At 60.0% G+C, this 14,614-nt stretch carries 12 protein-coding genes; 5 read left to right on the forward strand and 7 right to left on the reverse strand.

The genetic code is table 11. The features are described 5' to 3' along the window. From P0D73_RS34010 to P0D73_RS34025, 4 genes are all read right to left on the reverse strand, one after another. A partial coding sequence (locus P0D73_RS34010) for an electron transfer flavoprotein subunit beta/FixA family protein (protein ID WP_408318290.1) occupies positions 1 to 555 on the reverse strand: 555 nt, incomplete at its 3' end. 71 nt (positions 556 to 626) lie between these two features. Then, complete coding sequence (locus tag P0D73_RS34015; RefSeq protein WP_408434851.1) at positions 627 to 1,886, reverse strand: MFS transporter; 1,260 nt, start codon at positions 1,884 to 1,886, stop codon at positions 627 to 629. Positions 1,887 to 1,957: 71 nt separating this feature from the next. Beyond that, positions 1,958 to 3,154, reverse strand: a complete 1,197-nt coding sequence (locus P0D73_RS34020) for an acyl-CoA dehydrogenase family protein (protein WP_408318288.1) — start codon at positions 3,152 to 3,154, stop codon at positions 1,958 to 1,960. A gap of 51 nt (positions 3,155 to 3,205) precedes the next feature. Next, positions 3,206 to 4,048 carry an IclR family transcriptional regulator gene (locus P0D73_RS34025; protein ID WP_408318286.1) on the reverse strand — a complete coding sequence of 281 codons (843 nt, stop codon included), beginning with the start codon at positions 4,046 to 4,048 and terminating at the stop codon, positions 3,206 to 3,208. A gap of 339 nt (positions 4,049 to 4,387) precedes the next feature. On the opposite strand from P0D73_RS34025, the gene P0D73_RS34030 reads away from it, so the two are divergent. Further along, on the forward strand, positions 4,388 to 5,611 hold the full coding sequence (locus tag P0D73_RS34030) for a CaiB/BaiF CoA transferase family protein (protein ID WP_408179659.1): 1,224 nt from the start codon (positions 4,388 to 4,390) through the stop codon (positions 5,609 to 5,611). Positions 5,612 to 5,739: 128 nt separating this feature from the next. On the opposite strand, the gene P0D73_RS34035 is transcribed toward P0D73_RS34030, so the two are convergent. Continuing rightward, entirely contained in the window at positions 5,740 to 7,116 is a 1,377-nt protein-coding gene (locus P0D73_RS34035) for an MFS transporter (protein WP_408318298.1), read from the reverse strand. A 331-nt stretch (positions 7,117 to 7,447) separates the two neighbouring features. Between P0D73_RS34035 and P0D73_RS34040 the strand changes: the two genes are divergently transcribed. Next, entirely contained in the window at positions 7,448 to 8,341 is an 894-nt protein-coding gene (locus P0D73_RS34040; RefSeq protein ID WP_408318284.1) for a LysR family transcriptional regulator, read from the forward strand. Positions 8,342 to 8,536: 195 nt separating this feature from the next. On the opposite strand, the gene P0D73_RS34045 is transcribed toward P0D73_RS34040, so the two are convergent. After that, a complete protein-coding gene (locus tag P0D73_RS34045; RefSeq protein WP_408318296.1) occupies positions 8,537 to 9,694 on the reverse strand; it encodes a methionine aminotransferase in 1,158 nt (385 codons plus the stop codon). Between the two features lie 156 nt (positions 9,695 to 9,850). Continuing rightward, positions 9,851 to 10,129 carry a DUF2934 domain-containing protein gene (locus P0D73_RS34050; RefSeq protein WP_408179657.1) on the reverse strand — a complete coding sequence of 93 codons (279 nt, stop codon included), beginning with the start codon at positions 10,127 to 10,129 and terminating at the stop codon, positions 9,851 to 9,853. A 684-nt stretch (positions 10,130 to 10,813) separates the two neighbouring features. On the opposite strand from P0D73_RS34050, the gene P0D73_RS34055 reads away from it, so the two are divergent. From P0D73_RS34055 to P0D73_RS34065, 3 genes are read left to right on the forward strand one after another with little or no spacing between them, the layout of a single operon-like run. Next, positions 10,814 to 11,314: a (2Fe-2S)-binding protein gene (locus P0D73_RS34055; RefSeq protein ID WP_408179656.1), complete on the forward strand. Its 501-nt coding sequence runs from the start codon at positions 10,814 to 10,816 to the stop codon at positions 11,312 to 11,314. Continuing rightward, on the forward strand, positions 11,311 to 12,369 hold the full coding sequence (locus P0D73_RS34060; RefSeq protein WP_408179654.1) for an FAD binding domain-containing protein: 1,059 nt from the start codon (positions 11,311 to 11,313) through the stop codon (positions 12,367 to 12,369). The genes P0D73_RS34055 and P0D73_RS34060 overlap by 4 nt, the downstream gene beginning before the upstream one ends. After that, complete coding sequence (locus P0D73_RS34065; protein WP_408318282.1) at positions 12,362 to 14,608, forward strand: xanthine dehydrogenase family protein molybdopterin-binding subunit; 2,247 nt, start codon at positions 12,362 to 12,364, stop codon at positions 14,606 to 14,608. Before P0D73_RS34060 ends, P0D73_RS34065 begins: the two co-directional genes overlap by 8 nt. Positions 14,609 to 14,614: the final 6 nt, after the last annotated feature.

Below are 14,614 nucleotides of genomic sequence, written 5' to 3' on the forward strand. Positions count from 1 at the left end.
GTAGCGCGGCTCGTTCAGGCGCAAGTCCGTGGTGATGACTGCGGGGAGCTTTAAAGACAGCGTTTCAGCGCCACCGTCCACTTCACGCGAAACGGTCGCCTTGCCGTCAGCGACGACAACCTTCGATGCGAAGGTAGCTTGCGGCAGATTCGCCAGTGCAGCCAGCATCTGGCCGGTCTGGTTCGAATCGTCGTCAATCGCCTGCTTGCCGAGAATGACCAGCTGCGGCTGCTCCTTGTCGACCAGCGCCTTCAGCAGCTTGGCCACGGCCAACGGCTGCAGTTCCACTGAAGACTCGATCAGGATCGCGCGATCCGCGCCGATCGCCAGCGCCGTGCGCAGCGTTTCCTGCGATTGCGTGACACCCGCCGACACAGCGATCACTTCCGTCGCCACGCCCGCTTCCTTCAGACGCACCGCTTCTTCAACCGCGATTTCATCGAACGGATTCATCGACATCTTCACGTTCGCGATGTCGACGCCCGTGCCGTCCGACTTGACTCGGACTTTCACGTTGTAATCGACCACTCTTTTGACTGGCACCAGAATCTTCATAAATACCTCAATCAACAAATATGCCGCCGCCCCGCAACCTGAGCAGGTACGGCCCCGGTCAGTCGTTACGGTCACGCATTCTGCGGATCGTAGAGTTTCTCTCTGATGAAGAGCGCGGGCACAAGACCGCAAAGAAAGTAGGCCCCGCCCATGACCAGAAAACCAAGCCCGATCGTTCCGTTCGTTGCAAGGAATCCAATTGCGGCAGGCGCAATCGCCGCGCCGGCACGTCCCAGGTTGTATGCGCCGCCGACGGCCGAGCCGCGAATGCGGGCCTCGAAACTCTCGGTCATGTAAGTCGCGTTCACGCCATACGGCATTCCGTAAAGGAGGCCAAAAAAGGTCATCAGATAGACAATGTTCCCGGGCGTGTGCCACAGCACGATCGCCGGCAAGAACACCGCCGCGCCGAATGCACCGAATGCGAACACCGCTCGCCGGCCAAACTTGTCCGTGAGCCAGCCTGCCATGATCTTTCCGAGGATCATGGCGACATAGGTGCCGACCATATAGCTCGTCATCGACGAGAAGTTCAGATGCAGTTCCTTCTCCAAGTAGGTCGGCATCCAGTTGCTGACACCGTAGTAGCCGAACTGCAACAGACCTGCCGTCAGCGACCACAGCATGAACATGCGACGGTGAGCCTGATCGCCAAAGACGAGCTTCATCGTACCCGCGCCGCTTTCTTTTCCGACGGCCTCGCCGCGACGACGCGCATCCCGCGACGCAACGTAACTCTCCGGCTCGGGAACAATACGCTGCATGATCAACGCAAGGACGACAGGAACAATCGAGATGAAGAAGAGATAGCGCCAGCCGAACTCGGGCAGAATCCAGGCGGCCAGAACGGTTGCCACGACATAGCCCACCGACCAGCCTGCCTGTAGCGTGCCGAGGATCGTCGAACGAAATCGGGTAGGCGAATATTCGGACATCAACGTATTGCACGCCACGTACTGTGCGCCGAGCCCAAGCGCTGCAATGAAGCGAAAAACCGCGAACTGTGAGAAGGTGTGCGTGAAGCCGAGTGCTGCCGTACCAATCGAAAACACCGCGATAGTCCAGACCACCGTGCGCACGCGGCCGAAGCGATCACAGGCCCATCCGCCGTAGATGCCGCCGATCGCCATGCCGGCGAGCGTGATACTGCCGAGCGCCCCCGCTTCTACATTCGAGAGCCCGAATTCGCGCTTGAGACTCGACAGGCTATAGGACAGGAACATCAGGTCGGCTCCGTCGACCATCAGACCCAGAAAAGCAAAGACAAATGCCGCGATCCATACACGATCGTGGGCGATCAAGCCTTGCCGGCTAAACGAATTGATTTCCATCTACACTCCTCCATGCGACAAACATGCCGCAAGCGCTCTCTGGTGCTTTTACGGCAAACGATTTGCGGTGATCAGTCACCGCACACTTCACTTTTTCGACACTGCGGCAGCGAGCAGATACTCGCGTTGCGTATCATGTTTCGCGCGATGACAAGTTGCTGAATCTGGCTCGTGCCTTCGTAGATGCGGAACAGGCGCACATCGCGGTAAAAGCGTTCGATCGCATACTCGGAGACATATCCCGCGCCGCCGTGGATCTGCACGGCGCGATCGGCTACACGGCCACACATCTCCGAAGCGAAGAGCTTGCAGCACGAAGCCTCCGTCGATACGTCCTCCTTGTTGTCCCGCCGACGTGCCGCATCGAGCACCATCGAACGAGCGGCGTAGATCTCCGCCTTGCTATCGGCCAGCATGGCCTGGACAAGCTGAAATTCGCCGATCGGCTTGCCGAACTGCTGCCGCTCCATCGCGTAGTGAAGGGCATCGTCGAGCATGCGTTCGGCCGCGCCAACACAAATCGCAGCAATGTGCAGACGCCCTTTGTCCAGCACTCTCATAGCGGTTTTGAAGCCGATTCCCTCGATACCTCCAATGAGGTTTTGCGCAGGCACACGGCAGTTTTCGAAGATGACGTCACATGTATGCGCGCCTTTCTGCCCCATCTTTTTGTCGATTTTCCCTAGCGATACACCGGGAATGCCTCTTTCGACGATGAATGCGGAGATGCCGCCCGCACCTCTGACATCGGGATTGGTGCGAGCCATGACGGTAAAGATGCCGGCTTCGGGTGCGTTCGTGATGAAGCGCTTGGTGCCGTCGATGACATAGTGGTCACCGTCGCGCACGGCCCGCGTATTCAGTGAAGCGGCATCCGAACCGGAACCCGGCTCGGTCAGCGCGAAGGAGGCGATGAGTTCGCCCGACGCGAGCCGAGGCAGATAGTGTTGCTTCTGTTCTGCCGTTCCATCGATGATGATTCCCTGCGACCCGATACCGACATTGGTGCCGAACAACGAGCGAAAGCATGGCGACGTTTTCCCGATTTCAAACGCCACAAGCACTTCCTCTTCCATCGTGAGCCCGAGACCACCGTATTCCTCGGGGATGGAAAGGCCAAAGAGCCCGAGCTCGCGCATCTCGGCAACGATGTCAGCGGGAATCTGGTCTGTTTCCGCTACTTGATCCTCGGCGGGGACGAGCCGCTCGCGCACGAAGCGCGAAACTGCGCCGAGAAGGAGGATTAGCGTTTCATGGTCACGGATCATCTGTATTCCTGATTCCAGCGAGGCGCTTCGTTCAAGCGTCCCACGTGTCGTTCATCGCCGCCCTATGGCGGCACCTAAGCGTTGCACCAGGTCCACGAGGCGTGGACCAATGTCGTTTTCCAGCGTGTCCCGGCTCATCACGAATGCCGGGCCGCCGCAGTTGAAAGCCATGCGCGTGCCATCGGGTGCCGTGAACGGCGCGCCGACGCTCGCAATATCTTTGTCCCATTCACCGACCGAGAGGCAGAAGCCGCGTTCCTCGTAGTCCTTCACTGCCTGATCGATACCGCGCTTGATGCGCGGCCAGTCCGATTCATCCTGAAGACGCACTTGCTCGAGCACCTCGTTGCGCTCATCCTCCGGCGCCGCTGCAAGGTACGCCCGTCCAATCGACGTCGTCGCGAGCGGCAAGCGGACGCCGACCGCACGCATTACCGTAATCGGCGCGCTGCTGCGCACCCACTCGATGTAGACGATCGAGAGACGATCACGAACCCCGACGGCCACCGACGCGCGCGCATACTCGGCAAGCTCCTGCATGAACGGGCGCGCGACATCGCGGATGTCCAGATTCGACAGCATCGAATAGCCAAGCGAGAGAACACCGGTGCCAAGGCTGTATTTCCCGAGCGACTCCGAATAGCGCAGATAGCCAAGCTTCGCGAGCGTGCCCGCCAATCGCGCCACGGTTGCTTTCGGGAGGCTCGTGCGACGAGCCAACTCCGACAACCCCAGATAGCGCTCCCCGGGGCCGAAGCACCGCAGCACCTCGAGTCCCCTCGCTAGCGCGGTCACGAACTGCCGATCCGTGCCCGCCTCTTCGTCGAAACGCGCCATGTCACGTTGCTCGTACGGAGGGACCGATGATCCCGCCGCGCTCTTCGTCTTCGACATGGCTGCACTCTGCTCCTGCTCTCCCGAACCCTTCCTTTTGCCGAATCCTGTCATGGCGAAAATCTCCGTGTCAAACGTTTTCGAATTTCGGTCCGCATAGCGGACCATTTTGGAACGATCGTGCAATTTTGCGTAACAAACCGGATCGCGCGATCAAAATCTCGGCAATATTGCATGCTCGCGGCCACTTTCGACTGCTATCACCTGCCGCGGCAACGGTGTTTACATTCCGTACCGAGTCCGCTAATGTGCGTATCAGTTCAGATTCTATCTTACTGGTCCGCACAGCGGACCTAACAGAAGCACCCCCGAATTACCTTCGACTTCAGGATGACGTTCATGTCCAGCGCACTTTCACACCTTCGCATTCTCGATCTGTCCCGCGTCCTTGCCGGCCCCTGGGCGAGCCAAACGCTGGCGGACCTGGGCGCTGAAGTGATCAAGATCGAACGTCCCGGCACAGGCGACGACACGCGCGGCTGGGGCCCGCCCTACCTGCACGACCATGACGGCAATGCCACTGGCGAGTCCGCCTATTTCCTGTCGGCAAATCGAGGCAAAAAATCGGTGACGCTGGACATTGCGACGCATGAAGGGCAAGCCATCATCCGCAAGCTGGCGCAACAGTGCGACGTGTTCATCGAGAACTACAAGGTCGGCGACATGGCACGCTATGGGCTTGCGTACAGCGATCTGCGCGCCATCAATCCACAACTCATTTACTGCTCGATAACGGGCTTCGGGCAAGACGGTCCGCTCTCGAAGATGGCCGGTTACGACTTCATCGTTCAGGCCATGGGCGGATTGATGAGCATCACCGGTGAGCGGGACGAACTGCCGGGTGGTGGTCCGCAAAAGGTCGGCGTAGCGTTTGCCGACCTGATGACGGGCATGTATGCAACCGTCGGCATCCTGGCCGCACTGGCGCATCGTACCGAGACGGGCGAAGGCCAATACATCGACATGGCCTTGCTCGATGTGCAAGTCGCGGCAATGGCGAACATGAACCTCAACTACCTGGTATCGGGCAAGACGCCGAAGCGAGAGGGCAATGCGCACGCGAACATCGTGCCTTACCAGGTGTTCAAGGCCAAAGATGGGCAAATCGTGCTGGCGGTCGGTAACGATGGACAGTTTCGCAAGTTCTGCGAGATTGCGGATTGCGCACACCTGGCAACGGATCCGGGATTTGCGACGAATGCGGCACGCGTGATGAACCGTGAAATGCTCGTTCCAATGATTCAGGAAATCCTGGTCACGCGCACGATCGAGCAGTGGGTGACGCCGCTCGCGGCCGCGGGCATACCTTGCGGACCGATCAACGACATCGCGCAGACGTTCGCACACCCACAGGTCCAATACCGCGGTATGCGGGTGGATTTGCCCCATCCGCTCTCGGGCAGCGCGCCTGGCGTGGCGAATCCGATCCGGATGTCAGCGTCGCCGATCCAATATCGAAGTGCGCCGCCGACGCTCGGGCAACATACCGATGATGTGCTGGTATCGCTGTGTGGGATCGATGCGGATGAACTCGGTGAGCTGCGGAGAAAAGGCATCGTTTGACACGCGCCCGATGCAGGAAGCTCCCCTGCTGAAGAAGTCGTCGGACCGGGTCCCTGGTGGGTCCCGCTCGATATGAAACTGCAGACTTTCAAACTACGGATCCGAGAGGGCTAAGTTAACCGATCGCGTCATTCCGCCCTCTGGTCGATCATCCTCCCGTGTTCCGCCGACCGATGCGAGCGCGCAAACAGGCGCAATCCACTTGCAATGCTGGCCGCGGCCGCGAACATCGCGCCGCCTGTCAGCGCGAGCGTCGGGCCGTGATGGCCGGCAATGCTGAAACTCAAGGCTACGAGTGCAGCGCCGGTGGCCTGCCCGAGCAACCGCGAAGTCGCGATGATGCCGCTTGCTCCACCGCTGCGCGCGGGCGGTGCGCTTGCCATGAGTGCCTTCAGATTGGGCGATTGGAAAAAGCCGAACCCTACCCCGCAGATCGCCATCCTCAGGGTAATGACGTGGACGGGCGGATGATCGGGCAACAGCGCAAGCGACACTAAGCCTGCGCTTAAGCAAGCCAGACCGATCGCGCCCAGCAGGCCAGGCGGGTAGCGGTCGGACAGTCGTCCGGCAACCGGCGCGACGAGCGCGACGACAACGGGCCATGGCGTGATCATGAAACCCGTCTCGATCTGGCCGCGATGGAGCACCTCTTGGAAATAGAACGGAAGCGAGACGAATGCGAGGCCCTGCGCGGCGAAAGCGCAGACGGCCGTTATCGCCGACAACGAAAACTCCGGCCGCTTGAGCAAGTCGACGGGCAGCATGGGCGCGGTACGCCCGGCTTCTCGCCGAGTCAGTAGTCCACCGAAGACCAGTGTGATTGCCACGATGCTGAACACGCGCGTAGCAGGCGCACGTTGTGCAGCTTCGCCAAGCGCATAAATCAGCGACGCAAAAGTGACGACGTTCAGCAATGCGGCCAAGGGATCGAACGGATGCGTGCCCCGGGTCGTCTGCGGTAACGCGGGCAGCGCAAACGCGAGTGCAACGAGGCCTAGCGGCACGTTCACCATGAAGAGCCATGGCCATGCAGCCGCGGAAAGGATCAGCGAGGCGACAGTCGGCCCTACTGCGACCGACACCCCGACGACGAGGGCGTTCGTCCCGACACCGCGTCCAAGCAGATGAGGCGGATAAAGTGAGCGGACCAGCGCGATGCTGACGCTCGTAATCGCGCTCGCGCCAAGCCCTTGCAGAATGCGGGCGGTGACGAGCGACGGTAGAGTCGAGGCGACCGAGCAGGCAAGCGACGCAACAGTGAACACAACCAGGCCACCGATGTATATGCGCCGGTGCCCGAGAACATCCCCTAGCGCGGCGAATGGCAAAATTGTCGCCACCATGGCGAGTTGATAGGCATTGATGATCCACACGGATGCTGCCGGTGTGGAATGGAGTTCGGCGGCTATCGTGGGAAGCGCCGTGTTCGCGATCGCGGTATCGAGTGTCGCCAGCGCGACCGCTAACATGACCGCTACCATCGCACGGCGGTTCTGTGCGGATATCGGGGCGTCGACGGCGCGTATGCCAGCGTTCGAAGTGTCGGACAAGATCGGCTCCTTTAGTTCAAGGTACATTCCTGTCTATCGTTCCGCCCTGAATGCAGGCGTCGATTGACGCGAGCAATGAAAAAAGGGTTGATTGCGCTGGCCATTGCGGTTCCTGACTCTCGGTGTTTGCGACGGAAGACGACATCGAGATTGTTGGCCGTAACGCGAGGAAAGCGCGGCACCGTTTGATTCCCGGCGGGAATACCTCGCGGCGTACCGTGGCAGCCGCCCCCGCGGTACGAATTTCCGCTAGAGTTGGGTTACGAAATGGAACAGCAGAGGAAGAATGAGAATCGAGGACCTACGCGTATTCTCGGTGCTGGCGGAGACGCGCAATCTACATCGGGTTGCACAAAAGACCGGACTGACGCAGTCAGCGGTCTCGAAGATCGTGCAGCGGCTGGAAGCCGAATTCGAAATCCAACTCGTGGACCGCAGGGGGCGGGGCGTTGATCTCACTGGAGCAGGGCGCGTTCTAGTCGAGCGGGCTGCCGACATAAGAGCGTCGGTCGCGCAAACCTATGCCGAAATGGCAGCCGCAAAGTCCGCCTCTACCGGCAAGATCCGCATCGGTGTCGTCCCGGCTCTGCTGGAGTCCGCCCTCCTGCCAATCGTGGCGTGCTATACAATGCGCGAGGACGCGATCTCCTTCCAGCTTTCCGTGCAGGTCTCGGCCTTGCTGTTCGACGAACTGAAGGATGGGCAACTGGATCTGGCACTTTGCTTCATGCCTGATACGGAACCGGACGAACTCCAATCGGACGACATCGGCCGGCAGCGCTACCAGATCGTCGCGCGACGAGGCCATCCGCTGACAGCTGCGCATGGCGACCCGAGCATGCTCCAATCGGCGAAATGGCTGCTGCCACTGCCAGGTCATGGCCTGCGCCAGATCGTCGACCGATACTTTGAGGAGCATGGCCTTGTGTCCCCTCAGGTTGTCGTCGAAACCGACGCGTCGATCACGCTCCTGACGTCCTTGCTGCGCAATAGCGATTTGATCACGATGTTGTCCGATCAAATGCTCCAGTCCTACCCAGGTCGGGATCTTGTTGCCCTTCCCTACGAGACTGCGCTATTCGAAAGCAGGCTCAGACTTTTCCATCGAAGGAAAACATACATGTCGCCCGCAGTGCAAAAATTTCGCGCGACGTTACACGATGCATTGGCTGCCTCATGAAAGCGACGTGGAAACGAGAACAACAACTTATCGCACAAGTGGCGGCTGAGACCGGAAAGCCGTGGCCTCGATTCGGATGAACGCGACGGCAGCCATCCGCTCACCGTATCTGACAGATGACCGCTTGACGGAATGGCAAGTGCTCGGCAACATGACTTGCGCAACGCTGCAGAGCGCCGAATTCGGCGTGGGGTCTTATGGCCGCCAATTCGCTAGCGCCCTCCCGCCTTCGCGCAGAGTATCATTGTCCTTGCAGAAGCTGATACGGATCATGCCAGTATCGGATCCATCGCCGTAGAAGCTGGACAACGGAATAGTGCCGACCCGCATCCTGCGCAGTAAATCGAATACGAAATCCCTATCGCTAGAATTGGAGAAATCGTTGAAGCGGGCCAGCATAAAAAAACCGCTACTGCATGGTTTGATGTCAAGCCGCGACTCAGCCATGCCACTTAGCAGGATATCGCGCTTGCGCTGATAGAACTCTGCCAGGGCAAAGTAACTTTCTGAATTCTCCAGAGCCGCCGCCAGAGCAACCTGCATCGGTGCAGGCGCGGAGAAGACCAGGTATTGGTGAACCTTGCGTATCTGCTCCATGATCCCGGCCGGTGCAACACAGTAGCCAACTCTCCAGCCTGTCACGTGGTAGGTCTTGCCTAGCGAATGAACGACGACGCTGCGCTCTGCCAGCTCCGGGTAACGTGACATGCTATGGTGCGTCATTCCGTCGTAGACCATATGCTCGTACACTTCGTCGGAGAGAACAACGATATTGGTGTTTCGGGTAACGGCAATCAGACGATCGATGTCACACTTTTCTAATATCGCACCGGTCGGGTTGTGGGGCGTATTGATGATCAGCATGCGTGTTCTAGGTGTGATGGCCGCTGCCACCTCGTCCCAGTCAATCTTCAATGTATCGAGAGGAATTTTGATTGGAACGGGCGTCGCGCCTTGCAGTCGAACTATAGGCTCGTAGCACTCGAAGGCTGGTTCGAAAAAGACGACCTCGTCGCCAGGATGCACGAGTGCAGTGATCGATGCGTAGACCGCCTCAACACCGCCGGCGGTGACAGTAACTTCCTGGTCAGGATCGTATCGTGCGCCATAAAGCTTCGCTATCTTTTCTGCCAGTAGCTGACGCAGGGCCGGTATGCCGGCCATGGGCGCATACTGATTAAAGCCCTCTTTCATTGCCCGCGTCGCCGAATCAATCAATGACTGATCTGGCAGAAAATTGGGCGCACCCTGCCAAAGATTGATTGCCTTATGTTCTGCGGCAAGCTGGCCGATAACGGCATAAATGGAAATCCCGCTAGTCAATTTCGATCGGATCGAAAAGGCACTTTGCATCATATGTATCCCAGTTTGAATCAGATTCAACTAAACAATCAACGGCTAAAGCTGATGAGTTTGCTTGACGGACCGAAAGTCCGGACATCTATCGCTCAGACAGTATCGAGCGAAATATCGATGTATTGGAAAGATGAACTTATGTGGCATGGAACATCAACTCTTCTTTCCGGACGCATCGGACCGCATATGTGAATCGCCTGTTTCCGGTGCGGTTCCGTGTTTTAAGCGGGGATCGTGAGGGCGTTTGGTTAATAGGGTGCCCGCTGCAGTCGCTTCGTCCACCGGCGCCCAGATTGTCGCTTCGTCGTCCAGCATTGACTGGGCCTTTTTCCAATATTCACTCAACCGACCTTCGGGACAACCGTCTGCTTCCCATAGGTAGTAAGCGCGAAGACGGAGCTTTACTTCCATAGATGCGTTGTCTGCTGTCATAGCGGTGTCCGTGTAATTTCGTGACTAGTTGTCGGGGGCGTGCTCGGTCGTGAGCAATGTGCGTCGAGTAATTGGCCGCAGCATCTCGGATAGAAAGACCCAACACCTGATTTCACTATCAGGGTGCACGAGCACGTTCTCGTTCACTGGTATCCCTTTCGCTTCGTAAGGGGTATTGCTGATAACGCAGGGCGACGCCGATCCGCTGAATGGCCCACACCTACATGCAAGAACACTTCATCCGGGAATTTATTCCAGGCGTGACGCGGTGCCTTTGCTTGCTGGCGAGCAAGGACGAAAGCACCGTCTTGCGCGTGCCGCATTAATATCGAAAGCGAAATGTACGAGAACCTGTGCCGCAAGGGTCCTCGGTCGTTGACCGCATGTTGAGTACGGCGACAATTGCAGGCAAGAAACGAATTGCCCAGCGAGGGGCGAGTTTTATTGCCTCACATCTTGCGGTATCCCGACACTCTTCTTTCAATTCGTTCCCGGTAAAGATCTGGCGACGAACAGACTTCCCTGTCATCCGACGAATCGCGTGGAATAAAAACGCGCTTTGCCCTGTTCTAGAAAAATCAGCGTAAGCCGCCTGATGCGACATCCTGGCCTCTCGATACGCCGTTTAGCACATCCCCGCAATTGCGCGGCCCCACAGTAGGCAGTTTTTATAGGGCAAATTGAATGAGCTTTCCCATCACTCTGACTGTGAATGGCACGCGCCATGACATCACACTTGAAGACGAGCGCGTCACTCTGCTAGACCTCTTACGTGAGCACCTGGATCTCACAGGAACCAAGAAAGGCTGTGACCGCGGTCAATGCGGCGCCTGCACGGTGCTCGTCGACCAACGCCGGGTGAACTCCTGCCTCGCTCTCGCGATCTCCGTCGACGGAGCAGACATCATGACGATCGAAGGGCTCTCGCGGGGCGAAGAACTTCATCCGGTGCAGGCCGCTTTCATCGAACACGACGGGTTTCAGTGCGGCTTCTGCACGCCAGGACAGATCATGAGTGCGGTGGGGCTGATCAATGAAGGGTGCACCGGGCACGATCCGGAGCGCGTCCGTGAAGGCATGAGCGGCAACCTGTGCCGCTGCGGCGCGTATGCTGGCATCACAGAGGCGGTGCTCGACTCGTTGGGCCGGATGCGCGAAAAGACCCGCAACGGGGAAGCGGCATGAACCGGTTCGAATATGTCCGCCCTAACACCATCCCCGAAGCGGTCGCGGCAGCGAGCGCACCTGGAGCCGTTTTTCTCGCAGGAGGAACCAATCTTCTTGACCTGATGAAGGGCGGTGTCACGCGCCCCGCTCGCGTGGTCGACCTGACGCGCATACCGGACCTCGGAAGAATCGAGCCGTTACCAGACGGCGGGACGCGAATCGGCGCGCTCGTTCGAAACAGCGACCTCGCCTATGACGCATTCTTTGCAAAAACCTATCCTGCCGTATCCGAAGCGCTGCTCTCCGGGGCTTCGGCTCAACTGCGCAACGTGGCCACGACCGCCGGCAACCTGTTGCAGCGCACTCGATGCCCCTACTTCTACGATATCGCAAGCGCCTGCAATAAACGCGAGCCCGGCAGCGGATGCGACGCCATGGGCGGGGAAACGCGGACCCATGCGGTGCTCGGCTGGAGCGAACACTGCATAGCGACTCATCCTTCGGATCTCTCTGTCGCACTGGTGGCGCTCGATGCTGTCGTGGAAATCCACGGTCGCTCGGGCCGGCGCGAGGTACCGCTAGAGACCTTCTATCGTGCACCGGGCGACTCTCCGGATCGCGAGACGGTGCTCGAACCCGGCGAACTGGTCGTTGCTGTTCGCCTACCGTCCGCAGCGGCGGGTTTCGCAGACCACTCGCGCTACCTGAAGGTACGTGACCGAACGTCCTATGCGTTCGCGGTGGTCTCGGCGGTCGCGAGCCTTCGCATCGAAGGGAACAGGATTGCTGAAGGACGGCTGGCGTTGGGTGGAGTCGCCTCGAAACCCTGGCGGGCGCGTGCGGCTGAAGAACTGCTGCACAGCCAGGAGCCCGGTGAGGCGCTATTTCAGCGGGTAGCCAACGCCGCGCTCGCCGAAGCGAAGCCAACCGACGGGGCCGCTTTCAAAATCGAACTGGCGCGTCGCGTGATTAAGCGCGTCTTGCGCACCGCGATGGCCGGTACGCCTGGACAGTCGCCGGCGTTGCCCGCGTCTGTGTTTACCGTGGTTCAAGGAAGCCTTTCCCATGCTTAAGACCCTTTCCCAGCATGACGCTCACCGCTCGAGTGCCGGCCAGCCCGTCACTCGCAGGGAAGCGGTACTCAAAGTGACCGGCGAGGCGTGCTTTGCCGCCGATCACCACCCGGAAGGCATGCTTTACGCCGTCATTGCCGCGAGCAGCATCGCAAAAGGACGCGTCACGCATCTGGATGTGGCCGGCGCCTGTGCCCACCCCGGTGTTATCGGCGTGATGACGCCCGCCAATGCGCCGAAGCTCGCCCGGCATCCCGACCTGAAGGACACCCCGTTCACCTTCAGACTCGATCTCCTGCAGGACGATAATGTCAGGTATGCGAATCAACCTGTTGCGGTAGTGATAGCAGAAACGCTCGAGGCGGCGACCGAGGGCGCGCACCTGCTTTCGCCCAGGTATGAATCCGGGGCCGCCTGCGTGCAACTCGATGCCGCCGAGCCGTTCTCGCCACAGGTGGTCGGCGCGGGGGACGCCGCGAACGAGTCCGAGGGCGACGTCGAGGCGGCGCTGCTGTCGGCGACCGTGCGCATCGACGCCACCTATGAAACGCCCGCGCAGTATCACAACGCGATGGAACCGCATGCCATCGTTGCGCAGTGGAATGGCGACGAGCTCACGATCGACACCCCCAACCAGGCCATGGGCCTGGCGCGGACGCGCCTCGCCGGGCTCTTCGGCATCGACATGAAGTCCGTACTGATCCGCAGCCCCTACCTCGGCGGCGGCTTTGGCGCCAAGGCGTTGATCTCCGGACCGCAGGTGTTGGGGATCATGGCGGCGCGCTTCGTCGGGCGACCCGTCAAACTCGTGCTGCGTCGCGAACAGCTATTCGGCCCGGTTGGGCATCGCGCGCCAACACGTCAGACGCTGCGCCTTGGTGCCCATGCAGACGGCGCGCTCACGGCGCTCGCACACCATACGCGAACCGCATCAAGCACTTTCGACGACTTCCTTGAATCGAGCGGCACCGTGTCCCGCACGCTCTACTCGAGCGAAGCCATCTCATCGACCCACGACGCAGTTCGCCTCGATATCGGCACTCCCTTGTTCATGCGGGCACCGGGTGAGGCCTCAGGCAGCTTCGCGCTGGAGTGTGCGATCGACGAAATGGCGCATGCGTGCGGCATGGATCCACTCGCGTTCCGCCTCAAGAACTACGCCGAGGCGGAACCGATTTCCGGCAAGCCATTCACGTCGAAAGCACTGCGGGAATGCTATGCGCAAGGTGCGGCGCGATTCGGGTGGACCAGCCGGCCGCGGGCGCCACGGCAGATGACGGATTCATCCGGGCTGTTGATTGGCTGGGGTATGGGCACCGCGACGTTTCCGGCCAAGATGTTCCCCGCCGAGGCCCACGTGCAACTCCGCAAGGACGGCAATGCGATGGTAGCGTGCGGCGCGCACGACATGGGGCAAGGTGCCTGGACCGCGCTGGCCCAGATCGCCGCCGACAGTCTCGGCCTCGATCTCTCGCAAATCCAGCTCCGGATCGGCACGTCCGACCTGCCGGATGGCGGAATTGCCGGTGGATCGGCGGGGACGGCCACTGCGGGCACGGCCGTTCACAATGCAGGGCAAGCCATCGTCGCGCAACTGATCGAGATGGCGACGAACGACGACCGGTCGCCGCTATTCGGGGCGGGCGACACGGGCGTGATCGCGCGCAACGGACGTCTTTCGCGCTGCGACGATCAAAGCCGGGGGGAAACCTACACGGCCATCCTCGCGCGAGCCGGGCGTGCATCCATCGAGGGCAAGGGCAACGCCGCGCCAGACGCTCTCGCGCAAGGCGACTATGCAGCACACGCTCACGGCGCTGTGTTCGCGGAAGTGAAGGTCGATCCCGAGCTCGGGCAGATCCGCGTCACGCGACTCGTTGGCGCGTTCGCGGCGGGGCGCATCATCAACCCGCGACTGGCGCGCAGCCAGTACTTCGGCGGAATGATCTGGGGCGTGTCCTTCGCGCTTCAGGAGCATGCGGTGATGGACACTCGCTCGGGGCGGCCCATGAACTCTAATCTGGCCGAGTACCACGTGCCCGTCAACGCAGACATACCTTCGATCGAGGCAATCCTGGTCGACGAAGTCGATCCACGTGTCAATACACTCGGCATCAAGGGCGTGGGCGAGATCGGTATTACCGGAACAGCGGGCGCCATAGCGAATGCCATCTGGCATGCGACCGGGGTTCGTGTGCGCGAAGCGCCGATCACGTTGGACAAGCTGCTCGTGCGGTAGGCATCA

It is taken from the genome of Paraburkholderia sp. RL18-101-BIB-B (assembly GCF_046026985.1).
In the GTDB taxonomy this organism is placed as follows: domain Bacteria; phylum Pseudomonadota; class Gammaproteobacteria; order Burkholderiales; family Burkholderiaceae; genus Paraburkholderia.

What these genes read in the sequence shown, in the direction of transcription:
- P0D73_RS34015 (WP_408434851.1), bottom strand. Translation starts at nt 1,886, where the DNA reads ATGGAAATCAATTCGTTTAGCCGGCAAGGCTTGATCGCCCACGATCGT.
- P0D73_RS34020 (WP_408318288.1), bottom strand. Translation starts at nt 3,154, where the DNA reads ATGATCCGTGACCATGAAACGCTAATCCTCCTTCTCGGCGCAGTTTCG.
- P0D73_RS34025 (WP_408318286.1), bottom strand. Translation starts at nt 4,048, where the DNA reads ATGTCGAAGACGAAGAGCGCGGCGGGATCATCGGTCCCTCCGTACGAG.
- P0D73_RS34030 (WP_408179659.1), top strand. Translation starts at nt 4,388, where the DNA reads ATGTCCAGCGCACTTTCACACCTTCGCATTCTCGATCTGTCCCGCGTC.
- P0D73_RS34040 (WP_408318284.1), top strand. Translation starts at nt 7,448, where the DNA reads ATGAGAATCGAGGACCTACGCGTATTCTCGGTGCTGGCGGAGACGCGC.
- P0D73_RS34045 (WP_408318296.1), bottom strand. Translation starts at nt 9,694, where the DNA reads ATGCAAAGTGCCTTTTCGATCCGATCGAAATTGACTAGCGGGATTTCC.
- P0D73_RS34050 (WP_408179657.1), bottom strand. Translation starts at nt 10,129, where the DNA reads ATGACAGCAGACAACGCATCTATGGAAGTAAAGCTCCGTCTTCGCGCT.
- P0D73_RS34055 (WP_408179656.1), top strand. Translation starts at nt 10,814, where the DNA reads ATGAGCTTTCCCATCACTCTGACTGTGAATGGCACGCGCCATGACATC.
- P0D73_RS34060 (WP_408179654.1), top strand. Translation starts at nt 11,311, where the DNA reads ATGAACCGGTTCGAATATGTCCGCCCTAACACCATCCCCGAAGCGGTC.
- P0D73_RS34065 (WP_408318282.1), top strand. Translation starts at nt 12,362, where the DNA reads ATGCTTAAGACCCTTTCCCAGCATGACGCTCACCGCTCGAGTGCCGGC.